Genomic DNA, 15406 nt, shown 5'->3' on the forward strand with positions numbered 1-15406 from the left:
CCATGAGAGGCGTCGAACCATGACGGGCGACGAGGGGGCGTGTCCCCTGTCATCGAGCCTCCCGCCCGAGGAGCCCACGTCGGCGGGCTTGCGCGCCCTTCCTCGTCCCGTGGCCGGAGTGGTGGGCGCCGGTGGCGTGCTCGGAGCGGCGCATGTTGGTATCGGGCGCGCGTTGGAGCAGCGCGGATTCGTCCCGGACATGATCATCGGCACCTCGGTGGGCGCCCTCAACGGGGCCATCGCGGCCGCCCATCCCGACAGGGCCGCGCCGTGGCTGGACGACATGTGGACCCGGTTGCGGCGCCGTGAGGTGTATCCGCTCGGCTACCTGTCCTCACGAGCCAGTATCTTCACCGATCGCGGCCTGCGTCGACTGATTGCCCAGTCCGGGCTGCCGTCTCGGATCGAGCAGCTGGCGGTCCCGTTCACCGCGGTGGCCATGGACCTGGTCACCGGCGCTCCGGCGTTGCTCGACCACGGAGACCTCGAGTCCGCGCTGCTGGCCAGCGCGGCCGTTCCCGGGATCCTGCCCCCGGTGGACCGAGAGGGCAGAACGCTCGTCGACGGCGGGGTGATCGCCTATGTCCCGGTATTGGCGGCCCTGCAGGCCGGGGCGGCCAGCGTGGTGGTGCTGTCGACCGGACCGGAGTGCTCGCCGTTGAGCCCGACTGTCCCGCGCCGGCGGGCCGGCGCGATCGCCGCCAGGGCCGGGCTGCTGTTGATGCACCATCAGATCGAGCGTGATTTGCACGAGGTGGCCCGGCACATCCCGACCGTCGTGCTGCCGACCGGCATCGAGGCCTGGCCCGCCCCGTGGGACTTCGGCCATTCCCAGCGGCTGATCAGCACCGCTTCCCGTACGGCGGGACGCTTTCTCGACGGGCTGCGCGTCAGCGGGCCAGGCCTGTACCGGGTCGACGGCCCTCCGGCGGCGTCGGTCGGCCTGGGCGAGGCATCGACTTCCTCAGTATCGGCGGTCGCCCTGTGAGTACCATCGCGTTCCTCAACATCGCCATGCACGGGCGCGTCAACCCGACGCTGCCGGTAGTGGCCGAGCTTGTTCGGCGCGGCCACTCCGTCACGTACCACACCTCGCCTGCCTTCCGTGAGGAGATCGAGGCTGCCGGCGCGACGGTGTTCCTTTACCCCGGGGGCGACCAGCCGCTCCCCGATCCGCCGACGCCGGTCACGTTGATGGAGGGGCTTGCAAGCACAGCCGTCCGCTTGCTGCCTGCGGTGCTCACCGACCTGCGCCGCATTCGGCCCCACCTGATCGTTCACGACAACGCCTGTCCGTGGGGCGCAGTCGCCGCCCGCGAACTCAAGGTGCCGGCGGCGTCGTCGTTCACCACGTTTGCTTTCAACCGACACGTGCCCAGCCCTACCCGCGGCTCGTGGGACCTGCTGGCCGCGGCGACGACTCGACCAGGCAGCCTCCAGGGCTACCTGCGGTCGCGCTGGGGGTTGCGCCGCCGCTTCGACACGAGTGGGCTGCCCCGGCTCGACTTGGGGAACATCCGCCAGCCGCTCAATCTGGTCTACACCTCGCGGGCGTTCCAGCCTGCCGCCGAGGATTTCGACCAGTCCTACCAGTTCGTAGGCCCAAGCATTGGCGCCCGTCCGGTCGACCCGTCGTTCCCGGCCGATCGGCTGCGGGACCCGGTGCTCTACGCGTCGCTGGGCACGGTGTTCAACGCCAACCCGCAGCTGCTGCGCAGTTTCGCCACTGCGCTCGCCTCACTGGGCGGCACTGTCATCGTCTCCACCGGGCAGACCGATCCCGCCGCACTGGGTCCGCTGCCGGCCAATGTGCTCGCCCGCCGCTTCGTCCCGCAACCGGAGGTGCTGGCCCGCGCGGCGCTGTTCGTCACCCACGGCGGGATGAACAGCGTCAATGAGGCCATGTACGCCGGGGTTCCGATGCTGGTGGTCCCACAGGGCGCTGACCAGCCGATGGTGGCCCGTCGCGTCGTAGAGCTCGGCGCCGGCCTGTCGATCCGTACCCAGGAAGTCACCAAGGACTGCGTACGTGCCCTCGCCGGGCGCCTGCTCCACGACCCCCGGTTCCGGGCAGCCGCGGCCACCCTGCAGGTTGCCCAGCACGAGGCGGGTGGATATCGGCGCGCCGCCGACGAATTCGAACGGTACCTGCATGCGGCCGGCCCGGCCGGCCGGTCGGCTCCCGTCGATCCGTCACAGCGAGGCTGAGCAATGCCACTCGTCGTCCTGTTGCTGTTCGCCGGAGTGTCGGAGGCCGCCGGGCGGATCCTGCCTCTGGTAGTGCGCCGACCTGGCATGTCGCGGACTCTGGTGGCCGGGTTGCTCTGTGCCGGTGGCCTCGTCGAGGGTGCTGTGTTCGCGTTGTGGCCGCTGACCGCGTGGACCCTGGCCGAGCTGGTGCTGTCCTCTCCACCGGCAGGCGCCGGGTTGGTTTGGACACCGGAGCTGGTCGCCCCGCTGGTGCTCGCTGCCGTCCTTGCGTTCCCTTTGCTCGGGCCCCTTCTCCACCTGTTGCTCTTTATAGGGGTCGGAGCTGGTCTGGTCAGCCCGCTCGCCGCGGCGACCGAGCTGGGCTGGTGGGGCGCCGCTGGTTGCGTGGCCGTCGCTGGGGCCGGGCTTGGTGTCGCCGTAGAGGCCGTGCGGCGTCTGGTCGTGAGGATCAGCGCGGCCGAGGCACGGGAGTCGATCGCATGAACGGTTTCCTGCTCTGGGTCTTCGCGATTGGGCCGGCTCTCCTCGCCGAAGCTCTACTGGCCCGCTACGAGGTGCTGGCCTACGGCGCCGGCTGGCGGGCCCCCCTCACCGAGCTCCCGGAGGGTGTGCCCTACGCCCGGGGCGCGGCCCCTGATAGTCCCCCGGATGCCTACCTGGTCTACCTGGACGGCATCGGCAAACGCCGCGTTCGCGACAGCCGGGACGGCGGCCAGCTGGTCAAGGCCTTGATCGCCGGAGCGCCGGAGCTGCGGGTGCTGGGTCAGGTACAGCCCTACTCGCCACTGGCCGACCCGCTTGCTGAGCGGCCGGTGTGGGCGTGGCTGCGCCGCCGCATCGGGCTACTGCTGTTCCTGCACAATGTCATGCAGATCTTCGTCGCCGCCGACCAGCGGTACCGCCCCTTGTACAACCGGGCCGTCGGCTCCCAAATCTCCACGCAGCTCCGGCTCGCCGGCTACCAGCCCGATACCGGTATCCCCGTGGTGCTGCTCAGCTACAGCGGCGGTGCCCAGGTCGCCAGCGGCGCGGTTGACGAACTGCACACCCAACTGCGCTCCCCGCTCCTGCTGATCACGCTCGGTGGGTTCCACAACGGCGCCAACGACCTCACCCGTGCCGAGCACCTGCATCGGCTGACCAGTGCGAGCGACCGGATTGAGCGGGTCGGTACCTGGATCTTCCCTCAGCGCTGGCGGCTGTTCAGGGGTAGCGCATGGAACCGGGCCGGCCGCGCCGGGAAGATCACCGTGCATCGGCTCGACCCTGCCACGCACGTCGGGCCGCGCAGCTACATGAGCACGACGGCTCAGTTGCCCGATGGCCGCAGCCACCTTGACCGCACTGCCGACACCGTGATCGCGCTCATCCGCGCCCACCACAGCGCGACCGTGGCGACGGATCACCCGTAGCCATGAGTGCCTCGGCCAGAGTGCGTAGTGCAGGGTAGACCTTGCCGGGAACCTCCACCGCGACGTCGCTGAACGAGTTGCTCGTCCTCGCCATCGAGGTCCTCTTCGACCGGCCCCAGGAGTAGGCGCGGGCCCTCGGGGCATAACGGCCGGCCAGGCGGCAGAGGCTTTGATCATGCCTGGTTGCTGTCTACCAGGCACTCGGGATGGCCGAACCGTTCCCCGAGTGTCGTGAACGCGTCGCGACTGTTCCGGTCGATCTCCACGAAGTACGCCTCATGGCGCGCAGGACCAGCCGGCAACCGAGGTCTGCGCAGGCCCGGTGACGACCTGCTCCAGCGAAGGAAGCAGACCCGGAAGCACAGATCCGTGGCCGGGCGTGGCAAACGCGCGTGCCAGGGTCGTTCACGACCGGGCGGATCACCTCGAGGACAGCCTGTCGCAGGCCCTCGTCCGCCACGGGCCGGGGCGGCGGCGCGAACGCAGGGTGGATGCGGCAGACCGCCGCCAGCCGGACGTCCTCGATTCTCCGCAGCAGGTACGGGCGTCCACACCGTGCTCTGCGGGGTCGAAGCAGCCGTGGGTGGCGCCGAGCCGCACTGTGCGGATCGTCTCGTCCGGCAGCGTGGGCCTCAGCCCCCTCCCAGCACCGCCCGGATCACGTGCCGGGCGTTGTGAGCCATCGCCGGGTTCGTCCTCCGGTAGTACGGCAGAGCGATCAGCGCCTGTGAGAGCGTCCGCCCCCGGCCGCGGTTCCAGGTCGCGTCGTCCACGCCGAGCGCCTCACGGAAGACCTCCCTTGCATCGGCCGGCAGCAGATTCCACGCCGGGAACAGGTCGCAGGCCGGATCGCCGACCCCCATGCACCCGAAGTCGATCACCGAGGTCAGCCTGCCACCGTCCACCAGCAGATTGCCCGGCATCAGGTCGGCATGCAGCCACACCGGCGGCCCGTCCCAGCCCGGGGCCCGCAGCGCGTCCTCCCATACGGCGGTCACGGCGTCGCAGTCGACGCGCTCCTGCGGGATCCCGCGCAGTTCCTCGATCGCCGCACGGGTCGACGCGTCGAGCGAGGCGAGCGGCCCGCCGCGGTGGGCCTCCGGCGCCCCCGGGAGGGTGATGTTCCGCATCGCCGCCACGAACTCGGCCAGATCCTCGGCCAGCGTCACGGGATCGTTCAGCGCCCCCGTGTCAGGGTTCTCCCCCGCCAGCCAGCGGTACACCGACCACGGCCACGGATAGCCCTCGGCGGGCTCCCCGGCCCCGAGCACCTCGGGGAGAACCGTGGGCAGCCGGGGCGCTAGGCGCGGCAGCCACTCCTGCTCCATCGGTACGTCCTTGGCTCCGCCCTGCACCAGCGGTAGCCGTACGACCATGCCGTCGCCCAGCCGGTACATGGCGTTGACCGTGCCGCCGGACGGAAAACGCTCCACCGCCAGCCCCGCCCACTGCGGGAACTGCCCGGCGATCAGACGGCGTACGAGGTCGTCGTCGATGGGGTGCACGTCGGGATGCATCTGCCCTGTACTCATGGGCCGCCATCCGACCGCCGGACACCGACGGACGTCAAACGCTTTTCCGGCCGGTACTGCAGCCGCGGTCACGGGGGTCGGTGACCACGGCCCGCAAGCACCGCTCCATCGCCCAGCGGCCCCGGCCGCCTCGGGTCGCAGGTGGTGAGAGACGGTTGGCATCACTTCAGGTCGGAGACACCACCTGGTGCAGCGTGGCAATCGTGGTCACAATCCCGTGAGGAACCGGCGGGATCCCTCCCTCGTCCCACCGGCGCTCCCGACGGAAGGCACCCCATGACGTACACCACCGGACGCCTCGCCGCGCTCGCCCTCGGCGCCGCCCTCCTGCTGGCAGGCTGCTCCGGCCCGAACGGCGGCGGCCCGGGCGAAGACGCCCCCGGCGAGCGTGACGGTTCCGAGGCGCGGCCGCGGCCCGCCCTGGCGCAGGCCGACGACAGCGCACCGCGCACGGGGCCCGCGAAGGCCAGGATCGGCACCTGGTACCCCTACGACCTGTTCAGCCACTGCGGCATCAGCACCATGAAGTTCTCCGGGCAGTGGTGGCGGCTCACCACCCTGCGCACCGACCTGGACTCGCAGGTGGCCGGGGACCCGGTGGACTGGGGAGAGAACTACACACCCGGCTACATCCAGCTGGAGTCGGCGAAGGTCGCGGTGTTCGAGGCAGCCGGTCACCCTCCCCTGATGTTCGCCCCGGGGGCGGAACCGACCACGCCCTGCAAGTAGCGTTCGGAGCAGGAGGTGCACGGCGATGAACGACACCGACACCGACCCGGGACTCTTCGGGCCCACCTCGGTGACCTGGCAGATGCACGGCGACCCGATGATGTGGGTGGCCGGTGTGCGCGCCCTCTACCTCCAGGCCCTGCATCCCCGTGCCGTCCGCGGAGTCATCCAGAACTCGGACTTCAGGCAGGACGCGTGGGGCCGGCTGCTGCGCACCGCCGATTTCGTCGGCACGGTCACCTACGGCACCACCGAGGCCGCCGAGCGGGCCGGCGCCCGGGTCCGCGGGATCCACAGCCGGCTCGGCGCCACCGATCCGGACACCCGGGAACGGTACGGCGTAGGTGAGCCCGCCCTGCTGCTGTGGGTGCACTGCGCCGAGGTCGACTCCTATCTGCACGTCCTGCGCCGCTCCGGCTTCCGGCTAACCGACGCCCAGGCCGACCGGTACATCGACGAACACCGCGAGAGCGCCCGGCTGGTCGGCCTCGACCCGGCCGGCGTACCCGCGGACACCGCACAGCTGGCCGCGTACTTCCAGGACGTCAGGCCCGAGCTCGCGGCCGGCCCCGAGGCGCACGAAGTCGACGACTTCCTGCGCAGCCCGCCGGTGCATCCGCTGCTCGTCCCGGCGCGCGCACTGCTGTGGAGGCGCGTGGCGGCGCTCGCGTACGCCGCTCTGCCTCCGTACGCCCACGAGCTGTACGGCAGGGCCGCGCCCGCCCCACGAACCGTCACCCGTCGCCTGACCCTCATGGGCACCGCGCTGCGCTGCGTCCCCGCCCGGCTGCGCTGGCAACTGCCTCCGGGTCACATCTTGAAAGCAATGGCCCGTCTGGGCCCCGGAAGCCGCCCCGCCCCGTACACACTCCGGAAGGAGGCGGCCATACTGGACGGGCCGGGGAGGGCGCAGTAACGCGACGGGGGCGACAGCACGCGATGGCGGAGTCCAGGCTGATCCAGGGCCGCTACCGGCTGCTCGATGTGATCGGGCGCGGGGGCATGGGGGAGGTGTGGCGGGCGCGCGACGAATCGCTCGGCCGCCACGTCGCGGTCAAGTGCCTCAAACCGCTGGGCCCGCGACACGAGGAGTCTTTCACCCGAGTCCTGCGGGAACGCTTCCGCCGGGAGGCCCGGGTGGCCGCGGCTCTCCAGCACCGGGGCGTCACCGTCGTCCACGACTTCGGCGAGTACGAAGGCGTCCTCTATCTCGTGATGGAGCTGCTGGACGGGCGCAACCTCAGCCAGCTGCTGGCGGAGAACAAGCAGCACCCGCTGCCGGTGGCGGACGTGGTCGACATCGGGGAACAGGTCGCCGCCGCCCTCGCCTACACGCACGAACAGGGCATCGTGCACCGGGACCTGAAGCCCGCGAACATCATGCGGCTCACCGACGGCACGGTGAAGATCTGCGACTTCGGCATTGCCCGCCTCGGTGACGACATCGGCTTCACCGCCAAGCTCACCGGGACCGGAATCGCCATGGGCACGCCGCACTACATGTCGCCCGAGCAGATCGGCGGCTCCGAGGTGGACCACCGCAGCGACCTCTACTCGCTGGGCTGTGTCCTGTACGAGATCGCCACCGGCGCCCCGCCCTTCGACCTGGACGACGCCTGGGGCGTGCTGGTGGGACACCGCGACACGCCTCCGCGGCCGCCCCGGGACCACCGCGCGGAACTTCCCCCGTTCTTCGACCGCATCGTCCTCGACCTGCTGGCCAAGACCCCGCAGGAGCGGCCGGCCGACGCCCGGGAACTGGGCCGCCGGATCGTCGAGGGGCGGAGCCCGCAAATGCTGCCGCCTCCCCTGGCGGGGCGCCCGGAACCGCTCTCGCGCGGGCACCGGCTGCCGTCCTGGACGCGCGGCATGACGACCGGCCACAAGGCCGGCGGCACCTGGACCACGGGCGTCGTGCCGGACAGCACCGCCGCCCTCACCGGCCCGTGGACGACACCGCGCACCGGCCCGGGCAGCCCGGGCACAGGCAACCCGTCCCCGGACCGGGTGTCCGAGCGGCCGGACCGGCCCACCCCGTCGCCCGAACTCCTCGCCGTACTCGCGGGCCGCCACAGTGCCGGGCTCAGCCTCAGCAGGCTGGGTCGCTGGGAGGAGGCCGGCGAGGTGCACCGCGCCGTGGCCGCCGAGCGGGAGCACGTGCTCGGCCCCGACCATCCCGACACCCTCGCCAGCCACTACGAGGTCGGCTTCACCCTCAGCCGCACCGGCCGGCCCGCCGACGCCCTGCGCGAGTACCGCCGGGTGGCCGAGGGCCGCACCCGCGCACTCGGCCCGGACCATCCGGAGACCCTTGCGGCCCGCCAGGAGATGGCATACGTACTGGGACAGCTCGGCCGACACTTCGAGGCCCACCAGGCGTACGCGTCGGTGCTCGCGTTCCGCGAGCGCTCCATGGGCCCCGACCACCCGGACACCCTGCGCTGCCGCCACAACCTGGCCTTCAACCTCAGCAGGCTCGGCCGGCTGGAGGACTCGTACCGGATGGCGCGTGACGTCGCGGAGGCGCGGGCCGGGGTACTGGGCGCCAACCACCCCGACACCCTGGTCACCCGGTACGAGGTCGCCTACGCACTGGGCCAGTTGGGGCGCTGGACGGAGGCACTGGCCACCTACCGCGAGGTGGCGGCCGCGCGTGAGCAGGTGCTCGGCCGCGACCATCCGGAGACCCTCGCCGCCCGCTACGAGGTGGGCATCAGCCTCGGCCGGCTCGGCCGCAGCGCGGAAGCCCTCGAGCTGTACCGGGACCTCGTCGACGACCGCACCCGCGCACACGGCCCGGACGATCCCGAGACTCTGCGTGCCCGCCACGGCCTCGGCGTCAATCTGGGCCGGCTCGCCCGCTGGGAGGAGGCCCTGGCCGAGGCCCGCGACGTGTGCGCCATCCGGGAACGTGTCCTCGGTCCCGACCACCCCGACACCCTCGTCAGCCGCCGCGAGGTGGCCGTCGGACTGGGGTGGCTGGGCCGCTGGGCCGACGCGCTGGCCGTCTACCGGCAGGTGGCCCGGTCCCGGGAGCAGGTCCTCGGCGCCGACCACCCCGACGCTCTGGCCAGCCGCAACGACGAGGCGCACTGTCTGGAGCAGCTGGGCCGTGGCGCGGAGGCCGTAGAGCTCTACCGACAGGTGGCGGCGCTGCGCGGGCGGCACGACGCGAGCGGCTCGGAGGGCCACTGACCTCTGGTCATGGGTCATCGGCGCGTGTTACCAAGGGCCATGCCCGCACCCGCTGAGATCCAAAAAGACGTGTACGACGCCGTGATCGTCGGCGGCGGCCACAACGGTCTGGTCGCCGCCGCCTACCTCGCCCGGGCCGGGCGCTCCGTCCTGGTCCTGGAGCGCCTCGGCCATACCGGTGGAGCCGCGGTCTCCACTCGTCCGTTCGCCGGCGTCGACGCCCGGCTCTCGCGCTACTCCTACCTGGTGAGCCTGCTGCCGCAGAAGATCGTGGACGACCTGGGACTGCGCTTCGCCGTCCGCAAGCGCACCGTCTCCTCGTACACGCCCGTGGAGCGGGCGGGGCGGGCCACGGGCCTGCTGGTCGGTGGCGGCCCGGACCGCACGCGCGAATCCTTCCTACGCCTCACCGGCTCGGACCGGGAGTACGAGAACTGGCAGGCCTTCTACGGCACCACCGGCCACGTGGCCGAGCGGGTCTTCCCCACGCTCACCGAGCCGCTGCCCACCCGGGCGGAGCTGCGCGCACGGATCGGCCAGGACGACGCCTGGCGGATGCTGTTCGAGGAACCGCTGGGCGTGGCCGTCGAGAAGACCTTCGCCGACGACCTGGTCCGCGGCGTCGTCCTCACCGACGGCCTGATCGGTACGTTCGCCGACGCCCACGACGCCTCACTGCTGCAGAACCGCTGCTTCCTGTACCACGTGATCGGCGGGGGCACCGGCGACTGGGACGTGCCGGTCGGCGGTATGGGGGCCCTGACGGACGCGCTGGCCGCGGCCGCCCGCTCGGCGGGCGCGGAGATCGTCACCGGGCACGAAGCGATCCGCATAGCGACCGACGGAAGCGCTGCCGAGGTCACCTTCCGTACCCCGGACGGCGAAGGCGCCGTGGCCGCCCGCCGGGTTCTGGTGAACGCCTCGCCCCAGGCGCTCGCGGCCATGCTCGGCGAGGAGCCTCCGGCGCCGGCCGAGGGCGCGCAGCTGAAGGTCAACATGCTGCTGCGCCGGCTGCCTCGGCTGCGCGACCGCACGGTCGACCCGCGCGAGGCCTTCGCCGGAACCTTTCACATCGCCGAGGGGTACGGGCAACTGGCCGACGCCTACCGGCAGGCTGCGGCCGGCGAACTGCCCAGTGCCCCGCCTTCGGAGATCTACTGCCACTCGCTGACCGACCCGTCGATCCTCGGCCGGGATCTCGTCGAGCAGGGTCACCAGACTCTGACGCTGTTCGGACTGCACACTCCCGCGCGGCTTTTCGGCGGAGGCGGCAAGGACAACGACGCCGTGCGCGCCGAACTGCTCGCCGCCACACTCGCCGAGCTGGACGCCCATCTCGAGGAGCCGATCGCCGACTGCCTCGCCCTGGACGAGGACGGACGCCCCTGTATCGAGGCCCGGACCCCACTCGACCTCGAACGCGACCTGCGACTGCCCGGCGGCAACATCTTCCACCGCGATCTCGCCTTCCCGTACGCCGGTGAGGGGACCGGCCGGTGGGGGGTGGAAACGGCGCACGCGAACGTCCTGTTGTGCGGGGCGGGCGCCGTGCGCGGCGGCGGGGTCAGCGGGATCCCGGGCCACAACGCCGCGATGGCGGCCCTGGGTCAGTAGTCCCGGTCGGCCCCGGTCCGAGCCCGACCGGTCCCGGCCGTCAGTCCGCGGACGCCGTCCAGCCCGTCGCCACCACACGGGCGGAGTCCGCGGACCTTCTCTCGTCGAACACCGTGCGGTGCCCGTCGGTCACCCGCATGCCGTCGACGTACACCCCGCGCCCGACGTAGAGCGTGTCGGTGGTGCAACGCCAGCGCACCCTCACGGGCGCACCGCGCCACGCCGCCAGATCCGCGTCCAGGCGGTGCCAGACCCGTCCCGAGTACCCGGTCACCGAACCGGACGGGCGCTCCACAGGACGCTGTCCCCGGCGTGCGGTGGTGAAAGGCACCGGTTGCCAGGTCGCGCCGTCGTCGGCCGAGGCTTCGAGGAAGAGCGCGTCGGAGCTCGGCTCGGTGTCCCACCACAGGGCACAGCGCAGCCGCGCGCGGTCGGAGGCGAGGGTGAGCGGCGGCAGCGTGAGCGTGGCGGTGGTGGCGCTCGTCATCCCGGCGAACCAGGCCGTGCGCCCGTGTGCGGGCCGCACCGGGACGGCTCGTGCGAGGTTGTTGGCCGCGGCGACGCGCGGGGCGCTGCCCGAGCGCCAACTGCGCACGGGGTGCACCGAGTTGCCGAGCACCACGAGGAACGAGTCGGTGGACGGGTCCAGGACGAGGCTGGTGCCGGTGAATCCGGTGTGGCCGGCGGTGCGCGGAGTGGCCAGCGCGCCCATGTACCAGTGCTGGTAGAGCTCGAAGCCCAGGCCGTGTTCGTCGCCCGGGAAGGCGGTGTTGAAATCGGTGAACATGAGCTCCACCGACTCGGGTGTGAGGACGCGAGCGCGGCCGTACGAGCCGCCGTTGAGCAGCGTCCGGCCGAGCACCGCGAGGTCCCAGGCGCAGGAGAAGACGCCGGCGTGTCCGGCGACGCCGCCGAAGCTGTACGCGTTCTCGTCGTGCACCTCGCCCCACACCAACCCCCGCTGGAGGCCTGACCAGGGCTGCCGGGCGTCCTCGGTGGCGGCGATCCGCGGCTTCCAGGAAGCGGGCGGGTTGTAGCGCGTGCGGTGCATCCCGAGCGGAGCGGTGATCTCGTCGTGAAGCAGCACATCCAGAGGGCGACCGGTGATCTTCTCCAGCACGAGCTGAAGGGAGATCAGGTTGAGGTCGGAATAGAGGTACCTGGTGCCTGGCGCACTGGCCGGCATCTCGTTCCACAGCAGGCGCAGCTTCCCTTCCCGAGTGGGCTCCTTGTACAGCGGAATCCAGGCCCGGAAGCCGGAGGTGTGGGTGAGCAGCTGCCGTATGGTGACGTCCTGTTTGCCGCCGCCCGCGAACTCCGGCAGGTAGGAGGCGACTTCCGCCTCCAGCTCCAGCGCCCCCCGCTCGATCTGCTGCACCGCCAGGATCGAGGTGAACAGCTTGGACACGGAAGCGAGATCGAAAACCGTGTCTTCCGCCATCGCGATCTGCCGGTCCGCGGGGAACTCGACGCCGGTGTCGGTCTTCTCGTCGTACGCCGAGTACCGCACGGCTTTGCCGATCGGATGATGCAGTGCCACCGTGCCGCCCCGGCCCGCGAGCAGGACGGCTCCGGCGTACCAGGGGTGCTTGGGGGAGGGGCCGAGGAACTTCTCCGCATCGGTGACGAGCCGGCCCAGGTACTCGGGCCGCAGCCCCGCCCGCTCCGCGGAGCCGCGCCGCAGGGTGGCCGTCCGGACCCTGCCCCGCCCGGCGGCCGACGCCGCGCCGAGGGGGAGTGAACCCACCACGAGTGCGCCTCCCAGAGCCATGGCCCCACCGGCCAGTTGTCGTCGGCTGATTCTTCCGCCCGCAGCGTCCCCACCCATGGCGCGACCCTTCGTGAAAGTATCTTTCGGGAGAGCGATCGATACGTGAAACTTTCTTCCCTCGCGCGATCGGCTGTCAACACAATGAATCTGACGCTGCATCAGTAAATCTCTTCCCTCGGCCGCCGGGCTACGGCATCCTGCGCCCATGGAGACGGAGCTGAGCAGAAAACTGGGAGTCGAGCACGCCATCTTCGGCTTCACGCCCTTCCCGGCCGTCGCGGCGGCCATCACCCGGGCCGGCGGATTCGGCGTGCTCGGCGCGGTCCGCTACACCGCGCCCGACGACCTCGCGCGCGACCTCGACTGGATGCAGGAGCACACCGACGGCAAGCCGTACGGACTCGACGTCGTCATGCCCGCCAAGAAGACCGGGGGTGAGGGAAACCCCGCGCCGACCGAGGCCGATGTCGAGGCGATGATCCCTGCCGCCCACCGCCGCTTCGTCCAGGAGACCCTGGCCAAGCACGGGGTGCCCGAACTCGCCGACGGCGAGGCCTCCGGCTGGCGGATCACCGGCTGGATGGAACAGGTCGCCCGCAACCAGCTCGACGTCGCCTTCGACTACCCCATCAAGCTGCTCGCCAACGCGCTCGGCTCGCCGCCCGCCGATGTCATCCAGCGCGCCCACGCCCATGACGTGCTGGTGGCGGCCCTGGCAGGCAGCGCCAAACACGCCCGGCGGCACGCCGAGGCGGGCATCGACATCGTCGTCGCCCAGGGCTACGAAGCCGGCGGCCACACCGGGGAGATCGCCTCCATGGTGCTCGTCCCCGAGGCCGTGGAGGCCGTGTCCCCCCTGCCCGTCCTCGCCGCCGGCGGCATCGGCAGTGGTGAACAGATCGCCGCCGGGCTCGCGCTCGGCGCCCAGGGAGTCTGGCTCGGCTCACTCTGGCTGACCACCACCGAGGCCGACCTCCACTCCCGCGCGCTCACCCGGAAGCTCATCGACGCGGGATCCGGCGACACGGTCCGCTCCCGCGCACTGTCCGGCAAGCCCGCCCGCCAGCTGCGCACCGAATGGACCGACGCCTGGGACGACCCGAACGGCCCCGGCGCCCTGCCGATGCCCCTGCAGGGCCTGCTCGTCGCCGAGGCTCTTTCCCGTATCCAGAAGTACGAGGTCGGGCCGCTGCTCGGCACCCCTGTCGGCCAGATCGTCGGCCGGATGAACTCAGAGCGCAGTGTCCAGGCCGTTTTCGACGACCTGACCAGCGGGTTCGAGCGGGCCGTCGACCGCATCAACCGCATCGCCGGCCGGTCCTGACCGCCCGGCATCCCGATGAACCCGGCGACCCTGACGGAGGAGTCCCATGTCCCGAGCACCCAACGGCTTCTGGGCCCAGGCGGCCGCGGACCCCGGTCGTACGATCCTTGTCGCGCCGGACGGTGAGGAGTGGTCCGCCGGACGGCTGCACGCCGCCGTGAACCAACTCGTCCACGGGCTGCGCGCCGCAGGCCTGGAACAGGGCGACGCCTTCGCGGTCGTCCTGCCCAACGGCGTCGAGTTCTTCACCGCCTACCTCGCCGCGTCCCAGGCCGGCCTCTACCTCGTCCCGGTCAACCACCACCTCGTCGGACCCGAGACAGCCTGGATCGTCGCCGACTCCGGTGCCAAGGTCCTGATCGCCCACGAGCGCTTCGCCGAAGCGGCCACCGCGGCGGCCGACGAGGCCGGGCTGCCCGCCACCCACCGCTACGCGGTGGGCAGCATCCACGGCTTCCGCCCCTACGCCGAGCTCCAGGACGGCCGGCCCACGACCGTGCCCGATGACCGCACCCTCGGGTGGGTCATGAACTACACCTCGGGCACCACGGGCAGGCCCCGGGGCATCCGCCGCCCGCTGTCCGGCAAGCTCCCCGAGGAGACGTACCTCGGCGGCTTCCTCGGCATCTTCGGTATCCGGCCGTTCGACGGCAATGTGCATCTGGTCTGCTCGCCGCTCTACCACACCGCCGTGCTCCAGTTCGCGGGTGCCTCCCTGCACATCGGGCATCCGCTGGTGCTGATGGACAAGTGGACCCCGCAGGAGATGCTGCGGCTGATCGACCAGTACCGGTGCACCCACACCCATATGGTCCCGACCCAGTTCCACCGCCTGCTCGCACTGCCCGAGGACATACGGGGCGCGTACGACGTGACGTCGATGCGGCACGCCATCCACGGCGCAGCGCCCTGCCCCGACCACGTCAAGCGGGCGATGATCGACTGGTGGGGCCGGTGCGTGGAGGAGTACTACGCCGCCAGCGAGGGCGGCGGTGCCTTCGCCACCGCCGAGGACTGGCTGAAGAAACCCGGCACGGTCGGCAAGGCCTGGCCGATCAGCGAACTCGCCGTGTACGACGACGACGGGAACAGGCTGCCGGCCGGGGAACTCGGCACCGTCTACATGAAGATGAGCACCGGCGGCTTCAGCTACCACAAGGACGAGGACAAGACGAGGAAGAACCGCATCGGTGACTTCTTCACCGTCGGAGACCTCGGCCTTCTCGACGAGGACGGCTACCTCTTCCTCCGCGACCGCAAGATCGACATGATCATCTCGGGCGGGGTCAACATCTACCCCGCCGAGATCGAGTCGGCGCTGCTGACCCACCCCGCCGTCGCGGACGCGGCCGCGTTCGGCATCCCGCACGCCGACTGGGGCGAGGAGGTCAAGGCGGTCGTCGAACCGGCCCCGGGCCACCGGGCGGGCGACGCGCTGGCCGCCGGGATACTGGCGCACTGCGCTCAGCAGCTGGCGGGATACAAGCGGCCCAGGACCGTCGACTTCATCGACTCGATGCCTCGCGACCCCAACGGCAAGCTGTACAAACGCCGGCTGCGCGACCCGTACTGGGACGGCCACGACCGCGCCATGTGACGGGACGCGCGGCCGTGACCC

Annotated in this window: 12 protein-coding genes; 10 read left to right on the forward strand and 2 right to left on the reverse strand. The window is 71.4% G+C overall.

Annotated features, from left to right (window positions below; translation table 11 throughout):
* The first annotated feature begins 109 nt into the window (after nucleotides 1-109).
* From AB0M62_RS15755 to AB0M62_RS15770, 4 genes are read left to right on the forward strand one after another with little or no spacing between them, the layout of a single operon-like run.
* A complete protein-coding gene (locus tag AB0M62_RS15755) occupies nucleotides 110-988 on the forward strand; it encodes a patatin-like phospholipase family protein (protein WP_366074742.1) in 879 nt (292 codons plus the stop codon).
* Nucleotides 985-2208 carry a macrolide family glycosyltransferase gene (locus tag AB0M62_RS15760; protein WP_366074743.1) on the forward strand — a complete coding sequence of 408 codons (1224 nt, stop codon included), beginning with the start codon at nucleotides 985-987 and terminating at the stop codon, nucleotides 2206-2208. Before AB0M62_RS15755 ends, AB0M62_RS15760 begins: the two co-directional genes overlap by 4 nt.
* Nucleotides 2209-2211: 3 nt before the next feature.
* On the forward strand, nucleotides 2212-2694 hold the full coding sequence (locus AB0M62_RS15765) for a hypothetical protein (protein ID WP_366074744.1): 483 nt from the start codon (nucleotides 2212-2214) through the stop codon (nucleotides 2692-2694).
* Entirely contained in the window at nucleotides 2691-3623 is a 933-nt protein-coding gene (locus AB0M62_RS15770) for a hypothetical protein (RefSeq protein WP_366074745.1), read from the forward strand. Before AB0M62_RS15765 ends, AB0M62_RS15770 begins: the two co-directional genes overlap by 4 nt.
* A gap of 632 nt (nucleotides 3624-4255) precedes the next feature.
* Here the strand turns inward: AB0M62_RS15770 and AB0M62_RS15775 are convergent.
* A complete protein-coding gene (locus AB0M62_RS15775) occupies nucleotides 4256-5155 on the reverse strand; it encodes an aminoglycoside phosphotransferase family protein (protein ID WP_366074746.1) in 900 nt (299 codons plus the stop codon).
* Nucleotides 5156-5431: 276 nt separating this feature from the next.
* Here AB0M62_RS15775 and AB0M62_RS15780 point away from each other — a divergent pair, with 276 nt between their 5' ends.
* The 4 genes from AB0M62_RS15780 to AB0M62_RS15795 are packed head-to-tail and all read left to right on the forward strand — an operon-like array spanning nucleotide 5432 to nucleotide 10693.
* Nucleotides 5432-5884, forward strand: a complete 453-nt coding sequence (locus AB0M62_RS15780; RefSeq protein WP_366074747.1) for a hypothetical protein — start codon at nucleotides 5432-5434, stop codon at nucleotides 5882-5884.
* Nucleotides 5885-5909: 25 nt separating this feature from the next.
* Nucleotides 5910-6800, forward strand: a complete 891-nt coding sequence (locus tag AB0M62_RS15785) for an oxygenase MpaB family protein (RefSeq protein ID WP_366074748.1) — start codon at nucleotides 5910-5912, stop codon at nucleotides 6798-6800.
* A 23-nt stretch (nucleotides 6801-6823) separates the two neighbouring features.
* The gene (locus AB0M62_RS15790; RefSeq protein ID WP_366074749.1) at nucleotides 6824-9079 is read left to right on the forward strand and encodes a tetratricopeptide repeat protein; all 2256 of its coding nucleotides are present in this window, start codon (nucleotides 6824-6826) and stop codon (nucleotides 9077-9079) included.
* A 39-nt stretch (nucleotides 9080-9118) separates the two neighbouring features.
* Nucleotides 9119-10693, forward strand: a complete 1575-nt coding sequence (locus AB0M62_RS15795) for an NAD(P)/FAD-dependent oxidoreductase (RefSeq protein WP_366074750.1) — start codon at nucleotides 9119-9121, stop codon at nucleotides 10691-10693.
* Nucleotides 10694-10733: 40 nt separating this feature from the next.
* On the opposite strand, the gene AB0M62_RS15800 is transcribed toward AB0M62_RS15795, so the two are convergent.
* A complete protein-coding gene (locus tag AB0M62_RS15800) occupies nucleotides 10734-12521 on the reverse strand; it encodes a serine hydrolase (protein WP_366074751.1) in 1788 nt (595 codons plus the stop codon).
* Nucleotides 12522-12669: 148 nt separating this feature from the next.
* Between AB0M62_RS15800 and AB0M62_RS15805 the strand changes: the two genes are divergently transcribed.
* Together AB0M62_RS15805 and AB0M62_RS15810 are read left to right on the forward strand one after the other, a co-directional pair.
* Nucleotides 12670-13788: a nitronate monooxygenase family protein gene (locus tag AB0M62_RS15805; RefSeq protein WP_366074752.1), complete on the forward strand. Its 1119-nt coding sequence runs from the start codon at nucleotides 12670-12672 to the stop codon at nucleotides 13786-13788.
* A gap of 46 nt (nucleotides 13789-13834) precedes the next feature.
* Nucleotides 13835-15385 carry an acyl-CoA synthetase gene (locus tag AB0M62_RS15810; RefSeq protein WP_366074753.1) on the forward strand — a complete coding sequence of 517 codons (1551 nt, stop codon included), beginning with the start codon at nucleotides 13835-13837 and terminating at the stop codon, nucleotides 15383-15385.
* The last annotated feature ends 21 nt before the right edge of the window (nucleotides 15386-15406 follow it).

The sequence above is a fragment of the Streptomyces sp. NPDC051219 genome (assembly GCF_040682335.1).
GTDB lineage: Bacteria > Actinomycetota > Actinomycetes > Streptomycetales > Streptomycetaceae > Streptomyces.